Annotated in this window: 22 protein-coding genes; 7 read left to right on the forward strand and 15 right to left on the reverse strand. The window is 71.5% G+C overall.

All coding sequences use genetic code 11. The features are described from left to right. Positions 1 to 40: 40 nt before the first annotated feature. The 4 genes from WME97_RS40590 to WME97_RS40605 form a co-directional block, all read right to left on the reverse strand. On the reverse strand, positions 41 to 1,777 hold the full coding sequence (locus tag WME97_RS40590; RefSeq protein ID WP_437545774.1) for an ABC transporter substrate-binding protein: 1,737 nt from the start codon (positions 1,775 to 1,777) through the stop codon (positions 41 to 43). Positions 1,778 to 2,101: 324 nt separating this feature from the next. After that, positions 2,102 to 3,892 (reverse strand): acyl-CoA mutase large subunit family protein, encoded by a 1,791-nt coding sequence (locus WME97_RS40595; RefSeq protein WP_437545775.1) that lies wholly within the window; start codon positions 3,890 to 3,892, stop codon positions 2,102 to 2,104. Positions 3,893 to 3,973: 81 nt separating this feature from the next. Next, entirely contained in the window at positions 3,974 to 4,480 is a 507-nt protein-coding gene (locus WME97_RS40600) for a hypothetical protein (RefSeq protein ID WP_437545777.1), read from the reverse strand. An 82-nt stretch (positions 4,481 to 4,562) separates the two neighbouring features. Beyond that, a complete protein-coding gene (locus WME97_RS40605) occupies positions 4,563 to 6,629 on the reverse strand; it encodes an OmpA family protein (protein WP_437545779.1) in 2,067 nt (688 codons plus the stop codon). Positions 6,630 to 7,073: 444 nt separating this feature from the next. On the opposite strand from WME97_RS40605, the gene WME97_RS40610 reads away from it, so the two are divergent. Continuing rightward, complete coding sequence (locus tag WME97_RS40610) at positions 7,074 to 7,847, forward strand: DUF4215 domain-containing protein (RefSeq protein WP_437545781.1); 774 nt, start codon at positions 7,074 to 7,076, stop codon at positions 7,845 to 7,847. 28 nt (positions 7,848 to 7,875) lie between these two features. Here WME97_RS40610 and WME97_RS40615 read toward each other — a convergent pair whose 3' ends face one another. The 10 genes from WME97_RS40615 to WME97_RS40660 all read right to left on the reverse strand — a co-directional run bounded on the left by WME97_RS40615 (position 7,876) and on the right by WME97_RS40660 (position 20,261). Next, entirely contained in the window at positions 7,876 to 8,133 is a 258-nt protein-coding gene (locus WME97_RS40615) for a BolA/IbaG family iron-sulfur metabolism protein (protein ID WP_012240161.1), read from the reverse strand. A gap of 119 nt (positions 8,134 to 8,252) precedes the next feature. Further along, entirely contained in the window at positions 8,253 to 9,434 is a 1,182-nt protein-coding gene (locus WME97_RS40620) for a thiolase family protein (RefSeq protein ID WP_437545782.1), read from the reverse strand. A 9-nt stretch (positions 9,435 to 9,443) separates the two neighbouring features. Beyond that, entirely contained in the window at positions 9,444 to 11,825 is a 2,382-nt protein-coding gene (locus WME97_RS40625) for a 3-hydroxyacyl-CoA dehydrogenase/enoyl-CoA hydratase family protein (protein ID WP_437545784.1), read from the reverse strand. A 555-nt stretch (positions 11,826 to 12,380) separates the two neighbouring features. Further along, positions 12,381 to 12,656: a hypothetical protein gene (locus WME97_RS40630; RefSeq protein WP_012240164.1), complete on the reverse strand. Its 276-nt coding sequence runs from the start codon at positions 12,654 to 12,656 to the stop codon at positions 12,381 to 12,383. Between the two features lie 473 nt (positions 12,657 to 13,129). Continuing rightward, positions 13,130 to 13,285: a hypothetical protein gene (locus tag WME97_RS40635; RefSeq protein ID WP_437545786.1), complete on the reverse strand. Its 156-nt coding sequence runs from the start codon at positions 13,283 to 13,285 to the stop codon at positions 13,130 to 13,132. Positions 13,286 to 13,766: 481 nt separating this feature from the next. Then, a complete protein-coding gene (locus WME97_RS40640) occupies positions 13,767 to 14,018 on the reverse strand; it encodes a hypothetical protein (protein ID WP_437545788.1) in 252 nt (83 codons plus the stop codon). 368 nt (positions 14,019 to 14,386) lie between these two features. Beyond that, positions 14,387 to 15,556 carry a trypsin-like peptidase domain-containing protein gene (locus WME97_RS40645; protein ID WP_437545790.1) on the reverse strand — a complete coding sequence of 390 codons (1,170 nt, stop codon included), beginning with the start codon at positions 15,554 to 15,556 and terminating at the stop codon, positions 14,387 to 14,389. Beyond that, positions 15,553 to 17,361 carry a hypothetical protein gene (locus tag WME97_RS40650; protein WP_437545792.1) on the reverse strand — a complete coding sequence of 603 codons (1,809 nt, stop codon included), beginning with the start codon at positions 17,359 to 17,361 and terminating at the stop codon, positions 15,553 to 15,555. The genes WME97_RS40645 and WME97_RS40650 overlap by 4 nt, the downstream gene beginning before the upstream one ends. A gap of 49 nt (positions 17,362 to 17,410) precedes the next feature. Then, positions 17,411 to 19,348 (reverse strand): NADH-quinone oxidoreductase subunit NuoH, encoded by a 1,938-nt coding sequence (nuoH, locus tag WME97_RS40655; RefSeq protein WP_437545794.1) that lies wholly within the window; start codon positions 19,346 to 19,348, stop codon positions 17,411 to 17,413. 121 nt (positions 19,349 to 19,469) lie between these two features. Further along, positions 19,470 to 20,261 carry an ABC transporter ATP-binding protein gene (locus WME97_RS40660; protein ID WP_437545795.1) on the reverse strand — a complete coding sequence of 264 codons (792 nt, stop codon included), beginning with the start codon at positions 20,259 to 20,261 and terminating at the stop codon, positions 19,470 to 19,472. Between the two features lie 96 nt (positions 20,262 to 20,357). Here WME97_RS40660 and WME97_RS40665 point away from each other — a divergent pair, with 96 nt between their 5' ends. The 6 genes from WME97_RS40665 to folK all read left to right on the forward strand — a co-directional run bounded on the left by WME97_RS40665 (position 20,358) and on the right by folK (position 24,791). Next, the gene (locus WME97_RS40665; protein WP_012240173.1) at positions 20,358 to 21,110 is read left to right on the forward strand and encodes a polyhydroxyalkanoate synthesis regulator DNA-binding domain-containing protein; all 753 of its coding nucleotides are present in this window, start codon (positions 20,358 to 20,360) and stop codon (positions 21,108 to 21,110) included. Between the two features lie 85 nt (positions 21,111 to 21,195). Further along, on the forward strand, positions 21,196 to 21,831 hold the full coding sequence (locus WME97_RS40670; RefSeq protein ID WP_437545797.1) for a sigma-70 family RNA polymerase sigma factor: 636 nt from the start codon (positions 21,196 to 21,198) through the stop codon (positions 21,829 to 21,831). Continuing rightward, positions 21,828 to 22,694 carry an anti-sigma factor family protein gene (locus WME97_RS40675; RefSeq protein ID WP_437545799.1) on the forward strand — a complete coding sequence of 289 codons (867 nt, stop codon included), beginning with the start codon at positions 21,828 to 21,830 and terminating at the stop codon, positions 22,692 to 22,694. The genes WME97_RS40670 and WME97_RS40675 overlap by 4 nt, the downstream gene beginning before the upstream one ends. A gap of 88 nt (positions 22,695 to 22,782) precedes the next feature. Beyond that, the gene (gene gshB / locus WME97_RS40680) at positions 22,783 to 23,739 is read left to right on the forward strand and encodes a glutathione synthase (protein ID WP_437545801.1); all 957 of its coding nucleotides are present in this window, start codon (positions 22,783 to 22,785) and stop codon (positions 23,737 to 23,739) included. A 55-nt stretch (positions 23,740 to 23,794) separates the two neighbouring features. Continuing rightward, a complete protein-coding gene (locus WME97_RS40685) occupies positions 23,795 to 24,160 on the forward strand; it encodes a hypothetical protein (protein WP_437545803.1) in 366 nt (121 codons plus the stop codon). A gap of 133 nt (positions 24,161 to 24,293) precedes the next feature. Continuing rightward, entirely contained in the window at positions 24,294 to 24,791 is a 498-nt protein-coding gene (gene folK, locus WME97_RS40690; RefSeq protein WP_437545805.1) for a 2-amino-4-hydroxy-6-hydroxymethyldihydropteridine diphosphokinase, read from the forward strand. Between the two features lie 31 nt (positions 24,792 to 24,822). Here folK and WME97_RS40695 read toward each other — a convergent pair whose 3' ends face one another. Continuing rightward, positions 24,823 to 25,392, reverse strand: coding sequence for a hypothetical protein (locus WME97_RS40695; protein ID WP_437545807.1), 570 nt, complete (start codon positions 25,390 to 25,392; stop codon positions 24,823 to 24,825).

Raw genomic sequence — 25,392 nt, forward strand, 5'->3', positions numbered from 1 at the left:
ACGCTGCGCGCCGGACGCCCGGCGCGCAGCGCAGGAGCCGTCACTTCGGCTTGATCTCGGTCAGGACGAGCAGGTAGTCCGGCGAGTTGTTCGGCGACAGCTTCGCGTACGGGTTCTCCTTGCTGGGCCACCCGACGAAGCGCTTCGTGCTGTACTCGCCCCAGGACGGGTTCTTGAACAGCGGGATGACCGGCACCTGCGTGGCGTAGATCATCTGCAGGTCCTCGACGATGCTCTTCTGCTCCGCCGGATCCGTCGCGGCCGCGAACTTCTTGAACAGCGGCTCGGCCTCCTTGGCGGCGAAGCGGTGCCAGTTGCGGTTCGAGACCTCGCCGACGGCCTTCACGAACTCGGGGGCCATGAGATCGCGGTAGTAGTTGAACGGCGTGGGCTCGGTGTTCGTCCAGCCCATCGACATGTCGAACGTGCCCTTCTGGAGCGCCTCGAAGAACGCGCTGAAGTCGTACGTCTTCAGCGTGGCCTCGATGCCGACGGCCTTCAGGCTCTGCGCGGTGATCTGGACCGCGCGCACCCAGTCGGACCAGCCGGTCACGACGTTGATGTCGAACTTCAGCGGCTTGCCGTCCTTCGCGCGGATCCCGTCGGCGCCCTTGGCGTAGCCGGCCTCGTCGAGGAGGGCGTTCGCCTTGGCGACGTCGAAGGTCGTCCAGTCGCCGGCCGCGGCGGCCTTGTCGCTGCGCCAGCGACCGTAGGCGTCGTCGAGCCCGGTCCCGTCCGCGCCGACCGTGTAGCCGTTGACCGCGACCTTCGCGATCTGGGCGCGGTCGATGGCCATGCTGATGGCCTTGCGCAGCTTGATGTCGTTGAACGGCTTCTTCGTGGCGTTCGGGTAGAGCGTCACGGTGCCGCCGACGAGCGGGAACCAGTAGTGGTTGTTCTCCGGGTCCTTGGCGACGTAGGTCTTGTCGATGTCGGGCACGAAGTTGCCGGCCCAGTCGACCTCGCCGTTGATGAGCGCCAGGTTCGCCTGGTCGTTGCCCGGGTACGCCGGGAAGCGGAGCCCCTCGACCGCCGGCTTGCCCTTCTGCCAGTAGTTCGGGTTCTTGCCGAGCTCGTAGATCTGGTTCTGGAAGGTCTTCACCTCGGTGAAGGGCCCCGTCGCGACCGGGTTCTCGTTCGTGAACGTGACCGGGTCGGCGACGTCCTTCCACTTGTGCTCCGGCACGATCGGCTGATGGCCGATGTAGGTGAGGCCGGGGACGAACGCCTCCTTGAAGACGAACTCGACCGTGGTGTCGTTCTTGGCCTCGACCGACTCGACGAGCTTCCAAACGCCCGTGAGATCGAGCGCCGGGAACTTCTTGAGGAGCCCGAACGTGAACGCGACGTCCTTCGCCGAGAAGGGTTGTCCGTCAGACCACTTGACCTCGGGGCGCGTCGTGAAGGTGAGCTTCTTGTTCGCGTCGCTCCACTCGTACTTCGTGGCGAGCCACGGGACGTACTCGCCCTTCATCGTGTTGTACACGATCATGGGCTCGTAGATGCCCGCGACGGTGGGGAAGCGCGTGGCCCCCTCGCCGAGAAGGGGGTTGAAGTTACGAACCCAGGACGCCTGCTGCTCCCTGGAGATGGTGACGAACTTCGCGCCGCCCTTCGCATCGCCCTTCGCCGCGCCCGTGGCCGCGGGCCCGGCCGAGCCCGCGGGCCCCGTGCTGCCACCGGCCTCGGGCTTGTTGTCGCAGGCCGCCGTGGCGCCGACGGATAGGACGAGCGCCGAAAGGGCAAAAATGCGGCGCGACATGGATCGACTCTTCATAAGCTTGCTCCCTACGCGGCGACCTCGGTCGCCCACGACGATCCTCTCACTCGACCGACAGCTCGCAGCGCCGCAGCGCAGCGACAACAGCAGACCGTACGGCGGCGCCACGGATGAGCCGCGACTGCGGCAACCTGACGCCGGCGCACTCTACCGGCCGAGGTAGAGAAGTGTCAACCTGACGAATCGAGGGGTTCCCCGGCCACCGCGCCGCCCGCGACCTGAGCGGATGCGCACGCCGGGGCCGCGGCGCACCGCAGCAAGCCGCGCGCGCTCGCTCTTGCCCGCGCGATTACCCCCGCGTTCCCGCGCGTTCCCGCGTGCTCAGAACTCGGCCGGATCGCTGTAAGTCCCCAGGACGTCGCGCAGCACGTCGCAGATCTCCTGCTCGGTCGCGTAGGCGCTGGCCGCCGCGATGAGGGGCGGCATCAGGTTGTCACGGCCGCGCGCGGCGCTCCGCACGTCGGCCAGGGCGCGCCGCACCCGATCCTGGTCGCGCTGGGCCTTGACCCGGGCCAGGTTCTCGCACTGAACGCGCTGCACCTCCTCGTCGATCCGGAGGAGGGGGATCGTCTTCTCGCCCACCGCGGCGTAGCGGTTGACGCCCACCATGATCCGCTCGTTCGATTCCAGCTCTCGTTGAAACCTGTAGGCCGAGGCGGCGATCTCGCGCTGCGGATACCCCTTCTCGATGGCGGCCACCATCCCGCCCATCTCGTCGATCCGCTGGATGTACTCGAGGGCCTCCTTCTCCAGGCGGTCCGTGAGCCACTCCACATAGTAGCTCCCGCCGAGCGGATCGATGGTGTTCGCGACCCCGCTCTCGTGGGCGATGATCTGCTGGGTCCGGAGGGCGATGGTCACGCTCTCCTCGGTCGGGAGCGCGTACGTCTCGTCGAGCGAGTTCGTGTGGAGCGATTGGGTGCCGCCGAGCACGGCGGCGAGCGCCTGGAGCGAGACGCGGACCACGTTGTTGTACGGCTGCTGCGCCGTCAGCGACACGCCGGCCGTCTGCGCGTGCGTCCGGAGCTTCATGCTCTCGGCCTTCTTCGCCCCGTACCGCACCTTGAGGAACCGCGCCCACATGCGGCGCGCGGCACGGAATTTCGCGATCTCCTCGAAGAAGTCGCTGTGGACGTCGAAGAAGAACGACAGGCGCGGCGCGAAGGAGTCGACGTCGAGGCCGCGCGCGACGCAGCTCTCGACGTAGGCGAGCCCGTCCGCGAGCGTGAACGCGAGCTCCTGCGCGGCGGTCGAGCCCGCCTCCCGGATGTGGTAGCCGCTGATCGACACCGAGTTCCAGCGCGGCACCTCGCGCGCGCAGAACTCGATCATGTCGGTCACGATGCGCATCGCCGGGCGCGGCGGGACGAGCCAGGCGTGCTGGGCGATGAACTCCTTGAGGCAGTCGTTCTGCACGGTGCCGCCGACGCGGCTCCGCGGGATCCCGCGCTTGTCGGCGAGCGCGATATAGAACGCGAGCAGCACGGCCGCGGGGCCGTTGATGGTCATCGACGTCGTCACCTGGTCGAGCGGGATGCCGTCGAAGAGCGCCTCCATGTCGCGGAGCGTGTCGACCGCGACACCGCACATCCCCACCTCGCCGAGCGACCGCGGAGAGTCGGAGTCGTAGCCCATGAGGGTCGGGAAATCGAAGGCGGTCGACAGGCCCGTCTGGCCCTCTGCGAGCAGGTATTTGAACCGCGCGTTCGTCTGCTCCGGCGTGCCGAAGCCCGCGAACATCCGCATGGTCCAGAGCCTGCCGCGGTACATCGTCGGCTGGACGCCCCGGGTGAACGGGTACTCCCCGGGCAGCCCGAGATCCGCCGCGTGGTCGACCGGCGCGTCGGCCGGGGTCGCGAGGTCGGGGACGTCGATGCCGCTCCACGTGGTGAAGCGCTCGCTCCGCGGCGGGAAGCGCGCCGACGCCTCGGCGACCGGGCCCGCGCGCCACGCGGCCACCGCGCGCCGGAGCGCCGCGAGCCCTGCCTCGTCGAGCGCGAGCCCCTCTCCGCCCCCGCCGTTCGTGGAACGGAGCGCGTCGGCGTTTCCCGGGGACCCGACCGCTCGGTCCGCCGCGGTCTCCGGAGGGGGGGTGATCTCTCGAGGCGCCATGGCGGGCATTTTAGCGCGGCGCGCGCGCGATGACGCCGGGCAATGCCGGCGAACGCGCCGGGGCGGCGGGCGTGCGCCGCATCACGGGCAGTCCGCGTGGAACACCGCGGAGGCGACCGGCGTCGCCCCGTCCTCCAGCGAGTCCTCGATCGCGCCCGTGATGCGGATCCCTTCCGCGGCGCAGAGCGCCGCCGCGGCGTCAGCCTTGAGCGTCCCGCCCTGAGCGCCGGTATCGACGGTGAACGCCACGGTGACGTCGCTGTCCGGAGCGACCTCGACCGGCAGCGCCGCCGTGGTCTCGACGGGGAGCGGCTCGACGATCGAGGTCTTCTGATCGGCGCTCGTGATCGCGAAGGTGCGCACCGCGACGCGGCTGGGTCCGCTTGCCCGCGCGCTCAGGTGCAGCTCCAGCGCGAAGCTCGCGGTAAGGCCGGTCCCGAGCGCGTTCGAGGAGACGGTCGCCTCGGGCGCCGCGATGGACGGCTCGACGAACACGGCCGCGTCGGTGTTGATGCAGCCGCTCGCCATGATGGCGAGCGCAGTGGCGGCGAGCGTGGTGGCGGCGGAGCGCCTGGCGCGGGCCTTCATGGGCTCACTCTCTCCCGGCCCGACCGGTCCTGTCCAGATCGGCGGCGCCGCGGTTCTGCTCCGGGCGGCGCCGCGCTTTCGCTCAGGGAGGCGGCGGGTTGACGCCCTTGGATCGGGCCAGGGCGCAGCCGAGCTCCACGTTGGTCGGCCCCTTGTCGGTCCGCACGACCTTGAACTCGACGCGCCGGTTCTTCTCCCAGGCGGCCGCGTTGTGGGCCGGATCGATCGGGCAGTACTCGCCGTAGCCCATCGAGCGAACGCTGTTCTTGTTGACGCCGCGCTGCGCCAGCGCCGCGGCGACCGCGTCCGCGCGGGCCTGGGTCAGCTTGAGGTTGTACGCGTCGGCCGAGCGCTCGTCGGCGTGCCCCTGCACCTCGATCATCGTGAACTCCGGGTGGTGCTTGAGCGTCTCGGCCACCGCCTGCACGATGCCGAACGACTCCGGGAGGATCTCGGCGCTGCCGGTCGCGAACTGGATCTTCTCGAGGATGACGATGTTGTTCTCCTCGATCACGACGCTGCCCTTGTCCGGGCACCCGTCCTCGTCCTCGAGGCCGTTGAACGTCTCCGGATCGTTCGGACACTTGTCGGCAACGTCCGGGATGCCGTCCCTGTCGTTGTCGGGCTCCGGGCACCCGTCCTCGTCCTCGAAGTCGTCCCTGTCCTCGGGGTCGTTCGGGCACTGGTCCGACTTGTCGGGGATGCCGTCCTTGTCGTTGTCCGGATCCGGGCAGCCGTCCTTGTCCTGGAAGCCGTCGCGGTCCTCCGGGTCGTCCGGGCACTTGTCGCGCGAGTCGAGGATGCCGTCGCCGTCGCGATCGCCGTCGCTCCCCTCCGGGCAGCCGTCGTCGTCCTCGTCGCCGTCGCGGTCCTCCGGGTTGTTCGGGCAGCGGTCGTCGACGTCGAGGATGCCGTCCTCGTCGTTGTCCGGATCCGGGCAGCCGTACTTCCCGGGGGGCGAGTCCGCCTTCGTGTCCTGGAAGCCGTCGTAGTCCTCGGGCTCGTCGGGGCAGTCGTCCTGGTCGTCCTTGATGCCGTCGCCGTCCCGATCGCCGATCGACGGCTCGAAGACGAACCCGATGGTCGCGCGCTGCGCCGCGGACTGGAACCCGGGCGTGTACCCGACGCCGGCGCCGAGCATGAGGAAGCTGTTCCGCTCGATGAAGAGCTTGATGCCCCCGATCGCCTCGGCCGACAGCTTCTGCTTGGCGCTGTCGCCGCCGCCGACCTGCTGGGTCAGGTAGGTCTCGACCACGAGGTCGAGCGGCGTGAGGACGCGGTAGCTCAGGCCGGCCCCGGCGGTGATCAGGTCGGAGTACTCGAGGTCCCCGTGCTCGAGCTGGAAGGTCGCGCCGTCCTGGCGCAGGCCGAACACCGGGTTCTTCCCGGCGTGGCCGCGGTAGCCGACGTTCGCCGCGATCCGGAACGGGTTGGTCGTGCCGAGCCGCTTCTCCAGCACGAGCTGCGGCCAGAAGAAGAACCCCGGATCCGACGCGAAGTCCTGGGTCCCGCCGACCCCGATCCCGGCCTGGGCGATCACCGCGAGGCCGATCACGTCCTGATCGGGGCGGAGGATGCGCGCCTTCGCGTGGATCGCCAGGTTGCCGAGCGCCTGCGCGTCGAGCGAGTCGTCGTCGTAGTTGGCGCTGCCGCCCGGGCCGATGTCGTCGACCGGCTTGCCCCCGTTGAGCACCACCGGGACGGAGAGCCCGACGACCAGGAAGTTGGCGATGCCGTAATCGAACTGGAACGTCCCCTGGAACGCGTGATTGAGCATCATCTCCGTTCCCCGGTCGTTCTCGGTGAGCGGCAGGATGTTGTGCCCGTAATCGAGCACGAGCCCCAGGCTGATGTCGTTCGCGCCGAGGATGTCCGCCCCGTTGACGGAGAAGAGCCCCTTGGAGTCGACCGCCGGCCGGAACAGGTGCAGGTCCATGCCGTCGCCGTTGGCGCCGTCTCCCGTGCGCGTCTGGGCCGCGGCGTCGCCCGCGCTGGCGGCGGTCATCGCGGCGCCGAGGACGAAGGAGAGCAGCCCGGCGCCCAGGCGGGAGGCTCGGCCGGGGCGCGCCTGGGCCGGGAGCCGGGCGTCGTTCGCCCCAGGAGCGCCTGGGAGCGGTTCGGCGGGGAGCAACGGGGAACGAGGCGTCATGGGAGGGTCCTCGGGGTCGTGTGAGGTCGCTATCGGGCGAGCGCGTGGGGCGCCCGGCGCCACGTACCACCGCGCGAATTCCGGTGTCAAACAGACGACGCGGCCAGCTCGCGGCGCGAGCGATCGCGGCGCCTGGTTGGACCTGCCGCGCGACCTGCCACGCGACCCGCCGCGCGCCCGGCGCCGGGCGCTCCGCCTGGGAGCGGCGCGCGCCCGCCGCTCCCTCGCGAGGGCCCGCGTTCCGCCGGAATCATGAGTCGATGCGCGTGGATGCGCGCCGGCGGGCCGCGCGGCCGAACGCCGGGACGTCCGGGTAGGGCGAAGTTGTCCGGACGATCGGAGCGGAGTATTCCGTGGAAGGTTGGGGCAACAGGTGCTCGGCGCGCGCTCGGGGGTCGAGGGGAGGCCCCCGTCGCTCGCGGACCTCGCTCCTGGAGGATACAGATGCTGTTAACGAGATGGACTGGGGCGGCCGCGGTGATCGCGGCCACGGCGCTGCTCGCGTGCGAACGGGAAGGCGCGAGCGCCGGCGACGGCGGGGGCGGCGGTTCCGGATCGAGCACGAGCGGGTCGAGCGCCGTGTCGAGCACGACGACGGCGGGCTCCGGCGGGGCCACGGGCGAGGGCGGCGCAGGCGACGGCGGCCAGGGCGGCCAGGGCGGCGCCGGCGACGGCGGCGCCGGGGGCGGCGTGTGCGGCGACGGCGCGGTGGGCGGCGCCGAGGCCTGCGACGACGGCGGCACCGCGGCAGGAGACGGCTGCGACGCGGGCTGCGCCGTCGAGCCCGGCTACACCTGCGCCGGCGCGCCGAGCATCTGCTCGACGATGTGCGGCGACCGCCTGGTGCGGGGCGCCGAGGCCTGCGACGACGGCAACGTCGGGAACGAGGACGGCTGCAACGCCGTCTGCGTGATCGAGGCGGGCTACGAGTGCAACGGCGAGCCCAGCGCCTGCGGCCCGCTCTGCGGCGACGGCCTGCTCATCGGCAACGAGGGCTGCGACGACGGCAACACCGTCGATGGCGACGGCTGCAGCCCCGATTGCGACGTCGATCACGGCTACCAGTGCACCGGCGAGCCCAGCGCCTGCGCCCCCGTCTGCGGCGACAGCATCGAGGTGGGCCCCGAGGAGTGCGACGACGGCAACACCGCCGACGGCGACGGCTGCAGCAGCGCCTGCCACGCCGAGGGTGACCGACGTCACGCCCCCCACCGCTGATCCACGCCCTGAGCGGGGGCGCCCCCGCTCAGGGTGTGCGGGTTTTCAGGCTGTCGATCGCGTGGACGGGCGCCTGGTCGCCGGCCATCAGGTGGGCGATCGCCCCGTAGACCAGCCGCTGGCTCTCCAGCATGCTCTTGCCGGCGAACACCGGCGAGGTCACGACCAGGTTGAAGTGGCCCCCGCCGCCGGTCACCTCGGCGGTGGAGCCCTCGATTTTCGCTTCGATGGCCTGCTTCAGGGCCTCGGGGATCGACCCCTGAAAGGTCGTCAGGTGGCTCGGCATGGGCGTTCTATAGGCCATCGCCCCGCCGCGGGAAAGCCGGAGCGCGGGGCTCGGGCCGCGGCGGGGCGCGCGGTCGACGGGATCGACGCGACGGGACGGGCGGGATCGGCGCGGCGGGATCAGGCGCGCGCGGTCGCGCCGGCCAGCTCGATGAGGCCGGCCGCGCCCATGCCGCCGCCGATGCACATCGTCACGACGGCGTACCGGCCGCCGCGCCGGCGCAGCTCGTAGAGGGCGGTCGCGGTGAGCTTCGCGCCGGTGCACCCGAGCGGGTGGCCGAGCGCGATCGCGCCGCCGTTCACGTTGAGCTTCTCCTCGGGGATCTCGAGCGTCCGCTGCACGTAGACGGCCTGCGAGGCGAACGCCTCGTTGACCTCGAAGAGGTCGATGTCGGCCATCTTCAGCCCCGTCCTCGCGAGCAGCTTGCGCACCGCGGGCACCGGGCCGATGCCCATGATGGCGGGGTCGACGCCGACGGTCACGAACGCCCGGAAGTACCCGAGCGGCTTCACCCCGAGCGCGTCCGCCTTCGCCTTGCTCATCACGAGCGCCGCGGCGGCGCCGTCCGACAGCGGCGAGCTGTTGCCCGGCGTGACGCTCCCCTTCGCCGAGAACGCCGGCTTCAGCCCCGCGAGCGCCTCCGCCGTCGTCTCCTTGCGGATGAGCTCATCGGCGCGGAAGTCGAAGGTCGCGCGCTTGCCGTTCTCGAAGCGCACCCCCTTCACGGTGACGATCTCGTCCTCGAAGCGCCCGGCCGCGCGCGCCGCCGCCGCCTTCTGGTGGCTCTTCAGCGCGAACGCGTCCTGGTCGGCGCGGCTCACCTGGAAGCGGTTCGCCACGTTCTCCGCGGTGATGCCCATCGGCGTGTACACCGTCGGACACCGCTCCATCGCCTCCGGCGACGCGCTCAGCTTGTTGCCGGTCATCGGCACCATCGTCATCGACTCGACGCCGCCGGCGATGGCGATGTCGAGCGATCCCATCGCGATGCTGCCCGCCGCGCTCGCGATCGCCTGGAGTCCGCTCGAGCAGAAGCGGTTGATGGTGATCGCGGACCCTTCCTGCGCCATCCCGCCGAGGAGCGAGACGACGCGCGCGATGTTGAGCCCCTGCTCGCCTTCCGGCATGGCGCAGCCGAGGACGAGGTCCTCGACGTCCTCCGGCTTCACCTGGGGGACGCGCTGGAGCAGCGCGGCGACGACCTCGCCGGCGAGCTCATCGGGGCGCTTCAGCGCGAGCGACCCTTTGTGGGCCCGGCCAACGGCCGAGCGGACGGCCTCTGCAATTACGACGTCGACCATGGCGTTCACCTAGTTCCGGAGGGGCTTGTTGTTCATCAGCATGTACTGCATTCGCTCGGCGCTCTTGGGCTCGCCGCACAGGCTGACGAACGCCTCGCGCTCGAGCTCGAGGATCTCGTCCTCGGTCACCTCGCGCGCCCCGCCGCCAGCGCCGCCGCAGAGCACCTCGGCGAGCTTGCGCGCGATCTTCGCGTCGTGCTCGCTGGCGTGGCCGCCGGCGACGAGCGTGTCGATCATCATCTGCAGCGTCGCGATCCCGCTCTCGCCCGGCAGCTTGTACGCGCGCGGCACGGGCGCGTGGTACCCGGCCTCGGCCAGCCCGATCGCGCGCGCCTTCACCTCGTACAGCTGGCGGGCCCGGTCGAACGAGACGCCGTCCGTCTTGCGGAAGAAGCCGAGCGCCTTCGCCTCGTCCGCGCTGGTCGCGACCTTGGCGAGGGCGATGTTCTTGAAGACCTGCGTCACGATGTCGTACGTCGGCACCGTCACGCCCTCGGGGATCCCCTCGAGCGCGCGCCAGAGCATGTTGAGCGTCCCCGCGCCGCCCGGGATCAGGCCGACGCCGACCTCGACGAGCCCCGCGTACGTCTCGGCCGCGGCCTGCACCGCGTCGCAGGCGAAGCAGAGCTCGAGGCCGCCGCCGAGGGTCATCCCGTAGGGCGCGGCCACGACCGGCACGCTCGCGTACTTCAGCCGCTGGGTCGCGTCCTGGTACGCCTTCACCATCTTGCGGATCGCGTCCCAGTCCTTGTTGCCCGCGGCCATGGCCACGAGGAACAGGTTGGCGCCGACGCAGAAGTGCTCGCCCTGGTTGAAGACCACGAGCGCGCGGAAGTCCTGCTCGGCCTTCTCGGCGGCGAGCGAGAGCATCCCGATCGAGTCCGGATCGAGGCTGTTCGCCTTGGTCTTGAAGGTGACGCCGAGCACGCCGTCGCCGAGATCCCAGGCCTCTGCGCCGTCGTTGGCGAGCACGGCCTTCGCGCCCCGCGCGGCCGCGCGCGCGCCGGCCAGCGTCACGTTGCGCGGATCGACCTTCTGGGCGACGTACTCCCCCTTGAGCAGGTCGAACACCGCTCCATCGGCGCGGTAGAACGACGTCGCGCCGCTCTGCTTCATGCGGAGGATCGACTCGGGCAGCTTGATGCCGTCCTTCTGCATGCGCTCGACGGTCTCGGCGAACCCGAGCGCGTCCCAGGTCTGAAACGGCCCGAGCTCCCAGTTGTACCCCCAGCGCATGGCGTCATCGATCGCCACGATGCTGTCGGCGATCTCGCCGACGCGCCGCGCCGTGTACGCCAGCGAGCGGGAGAGCACCTTCCACGCGAACTGCCCGGCCTTGCCGGGGTCGTTGGCGAGCTTCTTCACGCGCGCGGCGGGGTCCTCGATCTTCTCGCACGACCTCGTGGCCTTCTTGATGGCCTCGTCGCCGCCGTGGGGGCGGTACTCGAGCTTGGCCGGGTCGAGCGTCTCCAGGCCTTCCTTGGCCTTGCGGTAGAAGCCGCCCTTGGTCTTGTCGCCGAGGAGCTTCGCCTCGATCATCTTCCGGATGTAGGCGGGCACCTTGAAGACGTCGCGGTCCTCGTCGCGCTCGAGCGCCGAGTAACAGTTGTCGGCGACGTGGGCGAAGGTGTCGAGCCCGACGATATCGCCTGTCCTGAAGCTCGCGCTCTTCGGGTGGGCCATGGCGACGCCGGTGATGGCGTCGACGTCTTCCGGCGCGAGGCCGTCCTCGATCATGAGGTGGATGGCGGTCAGCATCGCGTGGGTGCCGATGCGATTGCCGACGAAGTTCGGGGTGTCCTTGCCGAAGACGAGGCCCTTTCCGAGCACGTCCTCGCCGAGCTTCCGCACGCGGGCGACGACGGCCGGATCGGTGTCGGGCCCGACCACGAGCTCGAGGAGCTTCATGTACCGGACCGGGTTGAAGAAGTGCATGACGAGGAATCGCTTGCGGAAGTCCGCGGAGCGCCCTTGCATCATCTCCTCGATGCGCAGCCCGGACGTATTCGACGCCACGACCGCGTCAGGCCGCAAGACCTCTTCGAGCCGCGCGAAGAGGGCGCGCTTCGGCTCCATCTTCTCGATGATCGCCTCGATAACGAGGTCGCATTGGGCGAGCTCGGCGAAGTGGTCTTCGGTGTTGCCGGTGCGCACGAGGCGGGCGTTCGACGGGTGGAAGAACGCGGCGGGCCTGGCCTTGAGGGCCTTCTCGAGCCCGCCTGCGGCGAACCTGCTGCGGGCGGCCGGGTCCTTCTTTTCGGCGTCGGTGAGGTTCGGGGGCACGATATCGAGGAGCAGGACCTCGATGCCGGCGTTCGCGAAGTGGGCGGCGATGCCGCTGCCCATGACGCCCGCGCCGATGACGCCCGCGCGGCGGATTGGTTTCGTCATGCAGATCCTCCGAGAGAGATGAATGGGGCGCAAACCATTGACGGAAAGGGCCCCGAGCGCAAGCGTATCCGGGGTGGACGGCCGCGCGGGAGAGCGAGCAAGGTTACGCGTCGCCGTCGAGGGCGCGCGCTGATCGGCGAGGCGCGGCGGGGCGCCGCGGGACGCCGGGCGGACCAGCGCGGGTGTGCGACACCGAGCGACAGCTACAATGAGAGGCGGCGCACGTGGGATACCGCACGGGCCAGCGCGGGAGTGGAGGGCGAGCGGCAGCTGTGATGAGGGGCGGCGCACCGGAATGAGGGGTGGTGCATCCGGATGAGGGGCGGCGCATCTGGAGCGGACGCGGCAGCGTCCTCTGGACTACCGACGACCCGTGCGTTCCAGCGATTGGCCGTCCTCGGTGCGTTTCCGTTTCCGGGGGAGCGGGGGAGATGGGGAGTTGGCTTCTTGGACGACCTGTCCAGGGCGCCCGCCTGTGATGCGGGCGTGCTCAGGCGAGGCCGTCCGGGCGTGCTCAGGTGAGGCCGCGCAGGCGCGTCGGCTGGTGTCGGTCGCTCAGTGCCATGCCTGAGCGGACTGAACTGGCTGTCCGGTCCGGTCGTGCTCGGCGAGGAGGCGCTTCGAGATCTCGACGCACTCGGTGCAGGTGGCGAAGCGCGACTTGTGCAGGCACTGGATCCAGGTCGCCGACCCTTGCGCCAGGAACTCCTCCGGATCGAGGTGCTTGCCGCAGGCGACGCAGTGGATGTGCTTGTGCTCGTGGGGCTGCGCCGGGCGCGCGGGCGCGAGCGCCTTCCGCTCGCGCTTGGTCAGTCGCTTCTCTCGCTTCATGGTCTCCTCGATGACGGGTGGCCGCACGGCCTCGTGCGGGCGCGGGTGAAGCTACCACGCGCCGCTCGGCGAGGGTTCCGGACGGCAGCGCGGAGGGCGGCGGCGCGGCGGTGCGGGACGGACCTGCGCGACGCCGCCTGCGGACGGCGGCGACGTGGGGGCGTGTGGGTTGACTTCCTTCAGGTGGTGTGCGTAGCGAGCGGCGAGTGAGCTCCAATGAGGTTCGCCAGCGCGACAGAGGGGCCGTTCTACGTGCATCCGCCGGGCTCAGGCGTCGATCATGCGTTGAGGCGGACGCGGTGGGCCCGCGCGCATTACCCCTCGCCGTCCTCGCAGCCACGGAGCGCCTCCTCTTCGTCCATCTCGGCGACCTCGGTCGCGTAGTACCGAAGGGAGTGATAGGTTCGCCGCAAGGCCTTCAGGAAATCGAGCCCATCCTCGACGTTGTAGACACGCTCGTAGCTAGGCAGCCCTTACTCGAGGATGTCGCCCACCGCGTTCATGCAATTCGGGTGGAGCTTCACGATCTGCACGGGGGGGCCCTCCGACCTGAGGACAAAGCGAGCCAGCGGGACGACCTCCTGGTGCGCCCTGACGAGGTGGATCTCCACGAATTTGACCTTGGCCATCTTGCTCTCACTCTATCTTGATTTTTCAGCTCTTCGTCGAAGTTTGGGCCGGCGTATTTACGCGGCAGCACGCAGGGGAGCCTGCATCGCTGAAGATGGCCGAGGGCGAGGCGGAGACTCCGGGGAAGTAGATCGCTGCGATCGCCGGGACGTGCGCATAGAGGACCGGAGGGATACCTGCGCTCCCACTCTTCGCCGCTGCATTCGACAGCGATCTCGATTGCGCTTCCGGAGCTCAGCGTCGCGCCGAAGGATGCGAAGACGTGCGTCCCTGCAGTGAATCCTGCGCGCACCGCCGCGACCGTCTCGCTGAGGGTGAAGGTATCGCGCCATCGCCATGTGCTGTCTGGATGGTCGATGGACTCGATGTGGAAGCCGCACGTTCCCCCCGGGATCACGAGAGCAGACAGAGCCGCCGCGAGCGCGTCGCCCCGGTCCTTCTCGTCACACCATGCATGGAGCCAGGGACCTGATACGCTCATCACTGGATCACCATGACCAGGTTCCTAAAGCCTTCAAGCTTGATGCGCTTACCCGTGAGCGCGTCGACTAGATAGCCCTCCTCGACGATCTCGTTCTCATTCTTGAGCGGCGCACCCTTGGGGATGATGAACTCGATCCGCTCGACGTCGCTGGCGAGTCCGTTTTCGCTCAGCTTCTTCATCGCATTCTCCAGCTGCGTGAGTGCGTGGTCGATGTCGACCTTCCCGGTGGCACTGTCAATAACCTTCACATCGGTCAGGGCCAGCCGAGGAGCGCCTGCCGCCTCAGGGCGACGCCGCCCAGAAGCGCGGTCGCCGTCCTGTCGCTCCGGGCAACCCGCTGCTGCGCGTACCCCAGCATCGCATTGAGCGAGCGCAGCGCCTCCGAGCCGGCGCCGTCCGACGCGCGCTGGGGACGAGTTTTCCGGCCAATTCCGCGTCGCGCCTCCGCGCCGGAAGCTTTCGTTTCGGCCCATCGCGGAGGGCAGCGGAACGCCGGAGCGGGACGTTCACGTTCACGACCGAGCCGTTGACGACCACGACCACGACCACGACCACGACGGCTGGGGGTGGGCGTGGGGCGCTGAACGCGCTTGGTTGACGCCGACGGGCCTCCCCCTCAGCGCCCGGCCGCCGAGTCGAACCTCGGCGCCGCGTCGAACGTCTCCGCCAGCGTCCTCCGGTACTCGTCGGCCATCTGCACGAGCCCATCGATGAGCAGCGCCACGTCGTGGTCCGCGCAGCCCTCCAGCGACGCCACGCACGACGCCGACACCTCGTCGCCCGTGAGCGACACGCGGAACTCCCCCGTCGTCTGGTCGTTCATCGTGAGCAGGAACCGGTAGAACGGCTCGTGGTTCGCCGCAGGGAGCCCCACGACCGGCGCGCGCAGCGTCAGCAGGCGCCCCGTTTCGTCGATCTCGATGTCCACCTGCGTCGCCGTCTCCGCCGTGGGGTACGGCCGCTGCGCGATGCGCCACGCCCTCGGACCGACACGCACCCGGTTGGCGATGAGCCCGAGCGCCGACAGGCCCTGCCGGATCACCCGCTCGACGCCCGCGCGCGCCGGGCACGGCGGGTACGCGTGCGGCAGCAGGCGGCCGCAGCCCAGGCACCGGTCGCACTCGACGTCGAACGACTCCTCGCACGCCGGGCAGCGGTACACCGGCGCCCGGTCCCTGAGCTCCGCGAGCGGCCGATCCCCCAGGGCGAGCAGCGGCTGGAACGCGCCCGCCGGGACCACCACGCAGTGACCCGCGAGCTCCCCGGCCGCGCCGGACAGCGCCGCGACAACGCCGATCACCCGCCCCTCGGGATCGAGCACCGGCGCGCCGAGGGGCGCCGCCACGTCGAGCTCGAACGCCGGGAGCTGCCCGTCGACCTTGCGCGCCACGTGGCAGACCCGCGCGACCGCGAGGCGCAGGCTCTGCCCCGGGAGGCAGCTCAGCACCGCGGCGCGCTCGCCGAGCCGCGGCTCGGCCGCCGCGCGGACGGCGAGCGCCGCGACGCCGGGCGGATCGGCCGGCGCGACGAGCGCCACGTCGCGGCCCACGTCCGCGGCGATCACCCGCCCCGCCACGCCCCGCCCGTCCTCGAACGTCAGCGCGACCTCCGTCGGGTAGCCGAGCCCGCGCCGGCTCGCCACAACGACGCCGTTGCCGAGCGCCACCCAGCCGGTCGTCACGAGCGCGCCGGCGCGGATCGCCACCACCGAGCGGCGGGCGCGGGCGACGCGCTCGTGGAGCAGCGCGAGATCGCCGTCGCCGTGCGCCGCCAGCTGCGACGTCATTGCGCGACGATCCTCGAGAGCGCCGTCATCAGGAGCTCGATCGTGCCGGGTTTGGCGCCGTCCCGCTGCGCGTAGGCGACGATGTCGCGCAGCCGCTGCTCGGTCTTGGCGGGCAGCTTCGTGCGCACGAGCAGCTCGGACAGGGCCCCGATCGCGAGGAAGTGGCGGAGCATCGGGTCGGCCGGCGCGCGCTCGATCTCGCGCAGGTAGCGGCCGAGGTGCTCGCGCGCGAGCGCCGCCGTGGTGAGCGGATCGATGTGGAGCGGCTTCTCCTCGGGCACCTGGCCGCGCACCGCCACGAGCCGCTCCATCGCGAGGAGCGCCGGCTCCGCGACGCCCGCGGTGTTCCCGCGGCGCGCGCCGCCCTCGGCCTGGATGAGCTCGCGGGTCGCGGCCGCGGTGCAGCGGTAGAGGTGCGCCACCGCGTCGGGCATCGCCTCGCCGTGCTCGTAGATCGCGCGGAAGACCGTGCACCGGATCAGGAGCACCATGACGCCCGGCCGCTCCTGGAAGCTGAGCGCCGCGCCGAGCACCTGCGCGTCCCGGAGCAGCTGGCAGAACCGATCGGCCGCCGCGTTCGCCGACTCCGGGCGGGACGGGATGCTCCGGCGCGACGGAGGCTCGATCTCCACCTCCGGCAGCGCGGGCGGGCGCACCGACAGCGGCGTCGCCGCCATGATGGAGGACGAGCGACGAAAGGGCACGGTGCGCGCGCTGCGGCGATCGCTGACCTGCGCCGGCGTCTCCGCGGCCGCCGCCTGCTCACCCGACAGCGGCGCCGCGGCCGCCGCGCTCCCCGGAGCCGGCTTCGCTGCGCCGCCCTCGGACCCCGGGCTCGCGACGCCGCCGATCGCCTTCGACGCCGCGCCGGCGTCGTGCGCCGGCGGGAGGATGCCGGCCTTGGGCGCGGGCGCGCCGCCGTTCTTCGACGACGCGGCGCCCGCCGCCGGCATCGGCGCCGACGCCAGCGACGGGGACAGGATGTCGGGGATCGCGTCCGCGTCGCGGATGGGGCGCGCGACCGACTCGGGCAGGCGCGGCAGGGGGGGCGCCGCCCACGCGGCCAGCTCCTCGAGCGGCGTCCGCGCCCCCGAGACCGGCGTCGCCGGCGCGCCGGCCCGCACCGACGGAGCGCTCTGCTGGCGGGCAGGCGCGGGCGGGACCGTGAAGCTCTTGAGCGGCCGTGCGCGGCCGGCCGAGGCCCACGTGAGGCTCGCCCGCTGCTCCTCGGAGAACGGCGGCCGCGCGTCGAACCACGCGCCCATCGTCTCCCCGAGCCGCTGCGCCGCCTCGCCGCTCTCGCGCAGCGCCTGGCGCAGCGCCTCCGGCGTGAAGGCAGCGACGCGGCCGACGCGGCGGAGGAGCAACAGATCCTCCCGCATGCACAGCCGGAACGGCTCGGGGCCGCTCGACAGCTCCAGCGCCGTCCTGAGCAGCGGCACCCGGTGCCGCTCCGCGACGCGCACGACAGGGACGTCGATCGACACCCGCTCGTTCGCCGCGTCGAGCGAGACGAAGAGCGTCATCGCCCCGAGCGGAACGATCCACCCCACGCCCTCCTGCAGCGTCGTCGCCTGGAGGCTCGCCCCGGCCTCCGCGGAGGCGCAGTGCGCGACGAAGCGCACCGGGTCGCGCGTGCGCCAGGCGTCGATCGAGCTCCCGTCCCAGTCCGCGTCCGCGGGCGGCTTGCGCGAGGCGGAGAGCACAGGCGACCGGTCCACCCCGCACGCCTCGCACCGCGGCCCACGCAGCGGGAACCCGCACGCGGAGCAGAAGTCGGAGGCCGGGCTCGAGGGGACCGCCACGCCGACAGCATACCTCAGCGCAAGGCCGAGGTGGCACCGCGGTTTGCGCTCAGAGGAACGGATTCAGGTGGAGCGCAACCTTGGCCTCCCGCAGGTTGTGCTGGACCCTGCGGATGAAGTGGATGAACAGGTACGCCCAGGCGGCGAAGGTGACGACGCTGATGACGAGCTGGACCGTCTTGCTGACGCCGATCACCATCCAGAGCGCCGTCAGGAGGAAGGCCGCGAACGACAGCGGGACGAACCACTTCCAGCACAGGTTCATCATCTGGTCGATGCGGACGCGCGGCAGCGTCCAGCGGATCCAGATGACCACGAAGACGAGAGCCCAGCTCTTCAGCAGGAAGAGGAAGACGCCGACGAGCTGGAGCCCGAAGCTCGCCTCCTGCTGGGCCGGCGAGACGCCGGGGATCTGCCAGCCCCCGAGGAAGAGCGCGCTCGCGATGCCGCACATCACGAAGACGTTCGCCCACTCGGCGAAGAAGAAGAAGAGGTACCGCATGCCGGAGTACTCGGTCGAGTAGCCGGCCACGAGCTCGCTCTCCGCCTCGGGCAGGTCGAACGGCGCGCGGTTGCCCTCCGCGAGCGCCGTCGTGAAATACAGGAAGAACAGCGCGAACGTGATCGGGTTGCGGAAGACGAACCAGTGCCAGGGCCAGCCGCCCACGTCGAGGAGCGAGGGCCCGGCGCCGCCCTGGGCGCCGATGATGTCCTGGAGCCGCAGCGAGCCCGTCATCATGACGATGCACACGATCGCGACCGCGCCGGGGATCTCGTAGCTGATGATCTGCGCCGCCGAGCGGATCCCGCCGAGGAGCGACCACTTGTTGTTCGACGCCCAGCCGCCGGTCATGAGGCCGATGGTGACCAGCGACGTCACGGCGATGACGAAGAGGATCCCGATGTCGAGGTCGGCCGCGATGAGGTACTGGCCGAACGGCATGACGACGAACGTGGCCGACACGCCGACGAACACGAGGTAGGGAGCGAGCCGGAAGAGCGCCTTGTCGCTCTCGGCCGGGATGACGTCCTCCTTCATGATCGACTTGATCCCGTCGGCGACCCACACGAGGAGGCCCTGCGGCCCGGCGCGGTTCGGCCCGATGCGGGACTGCATGCGCGCCGAGACGCGGCGCTCGACCCAGGTGATGATCCCCGCGGTCGGCGCCATGAAGAGCAGGATGATCGCGGCGGCCACGCCGAGGAGGATCCCGGCGCCGAGCAGATCGGTCGGGGCGCTCGCGTGGAACCCCTCGGTCGAGAGCTCGATCTCGGACGGGGTCGCGCCGCCCCGCCGGATCCCGACCGCGGACCGCCGATCGTGGCCGCTCGGGATCACGTCGGCCTTCGAGAGGACCTTCACGCCCTCGAAGCGCGTGATGACGTCGCCGGGCTGGAGCCCTGCCTGGCTCGCCGGGCTCCCGTCGCGCACGCCCGTCACGACGAGCCCGCCGGCGGGCGGCGACTCGGCCGCGACCTCGACGCCGAAGAACGCGAGCGCGCGCGCCCCCTCCTTCACGCGCGCCTCGATGACGGCGCGGCGCGGGGTCGGCGGGAGGAAGTCCATCGTGACGCCCCTCACCGTGCCGTTCACGGGGAGCGCCCCCTGCGCGGTCGCGGGGATCTCGACGACAACGTCGCCGTGGAAGGTCGTGTGCACCGCATCGTCGCCGCGGCCGGCGAAGCGGGATTGCAGGCCCTCCGAGAAGACGAGCGAGATCTTCGTGCTGCTGACCTGCGCGCCCTCGATCTCGATGCTCTGGCCGGTGAGCGGCGCCTGGCCGGGGCGGCGGAGGGTGCCGCGGAACGTGACGAGCGCCTCCTTCGCCTCGGCGGTCGGCAGGTTGGTCCCGAGGATCTCGATGCGGTCGCCGAGGTCGACCTCGCGCGGCACGACGTCGACGACGCTCAGGAGCTCGGGCGCCGTCCTGCTCTCGGCGCAGCCGGCCGCGCCGAGCAGCGCGAGGAGGGCCAGGAGGCACGGCAAGAAGCCTCGAGAGAGAGCTCTCCAGGGAGGAGATCCGCGCATGGTGCCGCTTATAAACCGCGCCGCTCGCGCGGTCGAGAATGCGGAGAAAAGCGCTCGGCGCTGTCTACCGACGGCTTGCCTACCGGCCTCGGACGGGGAGGAAGTACCGGCTGCCGTCGAGCTCGTTCACGCCCACGTAGAGCTCTGCCTCGAACACGTCCTTGAGCCGGCGGTAGGTCATCACCTCCTCGACGGTGCCGTGGGCGACCAGCCGCCCGGCGTTGAGGAGCGCCACGCGGTCGGCGTACTGGGCGGCCGCGTTGAGGTCGTGCAGCACCGCGACGCACGCGAGGCGCCGCTCGGCCACCTCCCTGCGCACGACCTCGTGGACCTCGATCGAGTGGCGGATGTCGAGGTGCGCCCCGGGCTCGTCGAGGATCAGCACCTGCGCCTCCTGCGCGAGCGCGCGGGCGATGGCCACCCGCTTCTGCTCGCCGCCGGAGAGCTCGGCCACCGGCCTCCCCGCGAGCCCCACGAGATCGCAGGCGTCGAGGGCGCGGGCGACCGCCTCCTCGTCCCGGCCGGCGGCGAGCATCCACGCGCCCTGGTGGGGCGCGCGGCCCATCATGACGACCTCGCGCACCGTGAAGCCGGGCGCCGAGGCGATCCCCTGCGGCACGACCGCCACGCACCGCGCGATCGCCCGCCGGTCCATGCCGGCGAGCGGCCTCCCCAGCAGGGTCGCCTCGCCCCGCGTCGGCCGCAGGGCCCCCGAGAGGACCCGGACCAGCGTCGATTTCCCCGCGCCGTTCGGCCCCAGGACGGCGCAGAGCTCGCCCGCGCGCACATCCAGGCTGATCCCCTCCAGCGCCAGCCTCCCGGTGGGATAGCTCGCGGCCACGTCACGCAGATCGATCGCCGGCCCCTGCACGCGGTCTCTTTTGTCGAATGATTTGAGTGATATCGAGTGATCTTCCCTTGCGCGAGGTTTCTTGCGGTGGTCCAATCGACTCGAGGCGTAGAGGAGATGGAAACGGCGAAGGAGACTCTGGGAGGCGGCGAGGTACCGCGTCGCGTTATTAAGCGCTACTCCAATCGGAAGCTCTACGACACGAAGGACAGTCGTTACGTCACCCTGCAGCAGATAGGGGAGATGGTCCGGGCTGGCGAAGAGGTCCAGATCATCGACAACGCGACCAAGGAGGACAAGACCGAGGTCACGCTGGCGCTGATCATCTCGGAAGATCTCAAATCGCAGCCGCGCTCGGTCCCGCTCGGCACGCTGAGGGATCTGATCCAGGAGCGCGGCGAGCGGCTGCTCTCGCAGCTGCGCGAGGGCCCGATCGGCCGGCTCATCCCCGGCGCGGTCCCGGGCGAGGGCGGCGTGGCGGCGCCAGGAACGGCGCCCGCCCCGGGGACGGAGCAGGCGACGCCCGCGTCGCCCTCGTCCCATCCGCCCCCGCCGCTCGACGCAGACAGGTCGAGCCACGCGAAGGGGCGCCTGAGCGGGATCGTCGAGAGCTCGAAGCAGACGCTCGATCAGTGGCAGCAGGCCGTCGACGAGCGTATCCGCGCCATCCTCCCGGGCCTCGGGCTCGTTCGCGATCTCCAGTCCGATGTCAAGCGCCTGTCGCAGCGCATTGACGAGCTGGAGGCGAAGCTCCAGGGACGCGCGGGTGAACCCATCGAGGGCGCGGCTCCGCACCAGGCGGGCTCCGGCGCGGACGAACCCGCGGGCGAGGGTCGCGAGGGTCAAGGGAGCGAGAGCAGGCTGGAATAGCCCTGGGCGCTCCTCTGTTCCCCCGGGCGAGCCCATGCCGTTCTTCTTCAGCAAGAAACCTGCGTCCGTAGCGCAGGACCTGTCGTTGGCCAGCACCGATGGTGGCCGAGCCGACGCCTTCGAGATCGAGCTGCTGGGTCATCTGGACACGCTTTACGGCGTGAGCTGCCGGATGACGAAGAGCTCGACGGAGGCGGAGGATCTGGTCCAGGACACCATCGTCAAGGCGATGCGCGCCCGGGATCAGTTCGAGCCGGGCACCAACCTCAAGGCCTGGCTGCTTCGGATCCTGACGAACACGTTCATCAACCGGTACCGTCGCGGAGGCCTCGAGCGAGGCATCTTCGACGGCCCCGACGCCGAGCCGCTCACCGATGCGTGGGTCGGCGCGACGACGATGCGCGCGATGCGCGATCCGGAGACCCAGGCGCTCACGCCGCTCGTGGAGGCGGAGGTGCAGCGCGCCCTCGACGCCCTGCCCGAGGAGTTCCGGCTGGCCGTGGTGCTGTCGGACATCGAGGAGCTCTCCTACAAGGAGATCGCCGAGGCAATGGGCTGCCCCATCGGCACGGTGATGTCGCGCCTGCACAGGGGCCGCAAGCTCCTCCAGAAGACGCTGCGCGAGCACGCGGTCCTGATGGGCATCGTCAGCGAAGACGCGGCGAAGGACGCGCCCGCCGACCTGGACGCGTACCGCAAGCGGAAGCGGGGTGCCGCATGAGCGCTGCGAAATCGATCGAGAGCTGTTCGCGGTTCGACCACGCGCTGTCCGCCTACGTCGACTGCGAGCTGGATCCGGACCACGCCGTCGATCTCGAGTCCCACCTCGTCCAGTGCCCTCCGTGCTTCGAGCAGGTGAGGCTCCTGCGCTCGCTGCGGACGAGCCTGAAGCGGGCGCGGCCGTCGGGGTGCCCGGACGCGCTGCGGGCGCGCGTCGCCGCGGCGGTGGCGCACGAGCAGGCGCGCGACGCGGCGCAGTCGGCCGAGGCGAGGCCGCGCCTCATGCACAGGGGGTACGCGATCGCGCTCGCCGCGGCGGCGGGCGTCGTCTTCGTCGTGGGCGTGGCGCGGAGGCCGGACGCGCCGGCGGAGGCCGCGAAGGCGGACGCCGCGAGGGCGGCGGTCGATCGCGCGGCGTCCACCGAGAGCGTCGAGGTCCTGCTCGACGATCTCGTCACCCAGCACGCGCAGCCGCTGCCGCCGGAGACGACCAACCCGGAGGACCTCCCGCGCTTCGATCCGTTCGTCGGCGTCCCGGTCCGCAGGCCGCAGTTCCAGTCGATACCGGCGAACTTCATGGGCGCCCGCGTGCACACGATGCGCGATCGGCGCGCCGCGCTGCTCCAGTTCGTGGTGCGGGGCAACCACCGCGTGACGGTCTACATGTTCAACTCGCGCGCGGTCCCGGTGCAGAAGGCGCAGCCGATCCTGCAGCCGCGCGTCGTGCGCGAGCGCCCCGTCTACGTGGGCAACATCAACGGCTACTCGGTCGCCGCCGCCGAGCGCAGCGGCGTCGGCTACGCGCTCGCCTCGGATCTCGGCGACGACGTCAGCACGCAGCTCGTCCTCGCTGCGATGCAGTGAGCGCGCCGGCGCCCGCTCTCTGGCGGGCGCCGTTCTCTCCCCTCCCTCGATCATCCCACCCCGACCAACCCCTACCGCGAGAGACCGCATGCGCTTCGTCTTCGTCATGGATCCGCTGAGCCGCGTGACGCACGACAAGGACACGTCGTTCGCCTTCATCCGAGCGGCGCAGGCGCGCGGCCACGAGAGCTACCACTGCTTGCCGCGCGACCTCTCGATCGAGGGCGGCGAGGCGCACGCCTCGGCCTCGCCGGTGCTCATCGGCGACGCGCCCCCGTTCATCTCGCTCGCGGGGGGCGCGCAGCGGCTCCGGCTCGCGGACGTGGACGCCATCTTCATCCGCAAGGACCCGCCGTTCGATCGCAGCTACCTGTACGCGACGCTGATCCTGGAGCGCGCGCGGCGCTGCCCGCTCATCGTGAACGACCCCCGCGGGCTGCGCGACGCCAACGAGAAGCTCTACGCGCTGAACTTCCCCGAGTGGACGCCGAAGACGCTGGTCACCGCGGACCGCGAGCAGATCCACGCGTTCGTGCGCGCCCTCGGCGGCACGGCGGTGATCAAGCCGCTCGACGGCGCGGGCGGCCTCGGCGTGCTGCAGATCAACGAGCGCGACAAGAACGCGCGCGCCATCGCGGACATGATGACGAACGAGGGGCACCGCCTCGCCATGGTCCAGGAGTACCTGCCCGCCGTCGTCCACGGCGACAAGCGCGTCCTCTTGCTCGACGGCGAGCTGCTCGGCGCCATCCTCCGGGTGCCCCGCGACGACGATCACCGCTCGAACATCCACGTCGGCGGGCGCGTGGTCTCGACGGAGCTCTCGCCGCGCGAGCTCGATCTCGTCCGCGCGGTCGCGCCTCGCCTCCGCGCCGACGGCCTCTTCTTCGTGGGCCTCGACGTCATCGGCGAGCGCCTGACCGAGGTGAACGTCACGAGCCCGACGGGCATCCAGGAGCTCGGGCGCTTCACCGGCGCGGATCCGGCGGCGAGGGTGATCGCCTGGGCCGAGGAGCGGGCGCGCGGCCAGGCCGCGCGCGCGTGACCCACCTCGCTCCGGAAAGTTGGCCCGGAGCGCCCGCCTCTGCGAAGGCTCCCCCATGGGCGAGTCATTCGAGCGGTGTGCCGTGTGCAGCGACGGCGAGCAGGGTGATCGGGACGGCGGTGCGCCCGGGGGTCCTCGCGCGAGGACGCGGATGGCGCGCGTGGTCATCCAGGGGCGCTCGCTGAGCCTGTGCCGGACGCACGCGGCGACCGTGGCCGTCGCCATGCCGGAGACGTTCGAGGAGATGCGCGCGCTGTTCGTGGGGCTCCAGCGCGGCGCGCAGCCGGCGCCGCGCGATCCGTCCGTCGAGCGCCGCTCCCCCATCCCGCGCCGCAACCCCGAGGATCGCCGCGTCTTCCCCCCGCGGCCGGAAGGCCGGCGGCTCGGTGCAGGACGCCGCGCCAGCGATCCGGGGGAGTGATCGCGACCGTCGCGCCGGCGCCCTCCTCGCGCGCGCCGGCGCCCTGATCGCGCCGATCTCCGGAGCGGCGCCCGCTCTCCGCGCGGAGCGCCGCGGGCCGCCGCATGCGCGCGGCGCGTGGTAGGTTCTCGCCATGAGATCCCGCCGGCATGTCGTCATCGGGCTCGGGTCGAGCCTGGGCGATCGCCTGGCGACCCTCCGCGCCGCCATCGCGTCGCTCGGCGCTGATCCCGATCTCGACGTCCTCCTCGAGTCGTCGCGCTACGAGTCCCCGCCCGCAGGCGGCCCTCCGCAGGGCGACTACGTGAACGCCGCGGTGCTCGTCGCCACGTCGCTGCCCGCCCGCCAGATCCTCGAGCGCACCCTCGCCGTGGAGCGCTCGCTCGGGCGGACGCGCCCCGATCCGGTGCGATGGGGGCCGCGCACGATCGATCTGGACCTGCTCTGGATCGAGGGCGAGGTCGTCGCGGAGCCGGATCTCGAGGTGCCTCACCCGCGGCTCTGCGACCGTGTGTTCGCGCTCAGGCCGCTGCTCGACGTCGCCCCCGACGCGCGCGACCCTCGCACGGCCGTCGCGTACGCCGCGCTCCCCGAGGCGAGCGCGCCCATTCGCAAGCTCGATCCCATCTGATCGGCGCGGCAGCGGCGCGCGGGCGCGGCGCTCAGCGCGAGCGCGGCGTGCCGGATGCGGCGCGGGATCGGAGGCCGGCGCGGCCGCCGGCGTACGACGCCGCGCTGCCGATCGTGACCACCACGACCAGCAGCAGCGCCCACCCCAGCGCGCCCGCCGGCGCGCCCTCGGCGAAGGCGAGCGCCCACGCGAGCGCCGCGACGACGGCGCCGCTCGCGGCGGCCTCGCGCCGCCCGGCGCGCCCGCCGAACCGCCCCACGAGGTAGCCGCCGGCGACCCCGGCGAGCGCGAACGCGATCACGTTGAGCCCCACCATCGCGAGCCGCACCGAGCCCTGTGCCCCGGCGTCCCCCGCCCGCTCGATCATCCGGCGCAGCAGCGTGTTGACGAGGCCCGCGAGCGGCAGCCACGCGATGAAGATCGCCACCGTCCCGAGCGCGATCCAGTGCCACGGCGGCCGGTCCTCGCCGTCGTCGTCGCCGCTGCTCTGCAGCACGGGGAGCTTGCGCTTCTCCGGCGCTGCCGCGCCGCCCCGAGGAGGCGCCGCGCCTGCCGCGCCGCTGCCGACGACCGGGAGGCGTCGCTTCGGCGCGTCCCCCAT

The organism is Sorangium sp. So ce367 (assembly GCF_051520455.1).
GTDB lineage: Bacteria > Myxococcota_A > Polyangia > Polyangiales > Polyangiaceae > Sorangium > Sorangium cellulosum_B.

Bases quoted from the DNA above. Each gene is read 5' to 3' on its own strand.
- WME97_RS40685 (WP_437545803.1), top strand. From the start codon at position 23,795: ATGGGCGAGTCATTCGAGCGGTGTGCCGTGTGCAGCGACGGCGAGCAG.
- WME97_RS40645 (WP_437545790.1), bottom strand. From the start codon at position 15,556: ATGACGTCGCAGCTGGCGGCGCACGGCGACGGCGATCTCGCGCTGCTC.
- WME97_RS40610 (WP_437545781.1), top strand. From the start codon at position 7,074: ATGCTGTTAACGAGATGGACTGGGGCGGCCGCGGTGATCGCGGCCACG.
- WME97_RS40695 (WP_437545807.1), bottom strand. From the start codon at position 25,392: ATGGGGGACGCGCCGAAGCGACGCCTCCCGGTCGTCGGCAGCGGCGCG.
- WME97_RS40600 (WP_437545777.1), bottom strand. From the start codon at position 4,480: ATGAAGGCCCGCGCCAGGCGCTCCGCCGCCACCACGCTCGCCGCCACT.
- WME97_RS40590 (WP_437545774.1), bottom strand. From the start codon at position 1,777: ATGAAGAGTCGATCCATGTCGCGCCGCATTTTTGCCCTTTCGGCGCTC.
- gshB (WP_437545801.1), top strand. From the start codon at position 22,783: ATGCGCTTCGTCTTCGTCATGGATCCGCTGAGCCGCGTGACGCACGAC.
- WME97_RS40605 (WP_437545779.1), bottom strand. From the start codon at position 6,629: ATGACGCCTCGTTCCCCGTTGCTCCCCGCCGAACCGCTCCCAGGCGCT.
- WME97_RS40635 (WP_437545786.1), bottom strand. From the start codon at position 13,285: ATGGCCAAGGTCAAATTCGTGGAGATCCACCTCGTCAGGGCGCACCAG.
- WME97_RS40595 (WP_437545775.1), bottom strand. From the start codon at position 3,892: ATGGCGCCTCGAGAGATCACCCCCCCTCCGGAGACCGCGGCGGACCGA.
- WME97_RS40665 (WP_012240173.1), top strand. From the start codon at position 20,358: ATGGAAACGGCGAAGGAGACTCTGGGAGGCGGCGAGGTACCGCGTCGC.
- WME97_RS40615 (WP_012240161.1), bottom strand. From the start codon at position 8,133: ATGCCGAGCCACCTGACGACCTTTCAGGGGTCGATCCCCGAGGCCCTG.
- WME97_RS40630 (WP_012240164.1), bottom strand. From the start codon at position 12,656: ATGAAGCGAGAGAAGCGACTGACCAAGCGCGAGCGGAAGGCGCTCGCG.
- WME97_RS40625 (WP_437545784.1), bottom strand. From the start codon at position 11,825: ATGACGAAACCAATCCGCCGCGCGGGCGTCATCGGCGCGGGCGTCATG.
- folK (WP_437545805.1), top strand. From the start codon at position 24,294: ATGAGATCCCGCCGGCATGTCGTCATCGGGCTCGGGTCGAGCCTGGGC.
- WME97_RS40620 (WP_437545782.1), bottom strand. From the start codon at position 9,434: ATGGTCGACGTCGTAATTGCAGAGGCCGTCCGCTCGGCCGTTGGCCGG.
- WME97_RS40675 (WP_437545799.1), top strand. From the start codon at position 21,828: ATGAGCGCTGCGAAATCGATCGAGAGCTGTTCGCGGTTCGACCACGCG.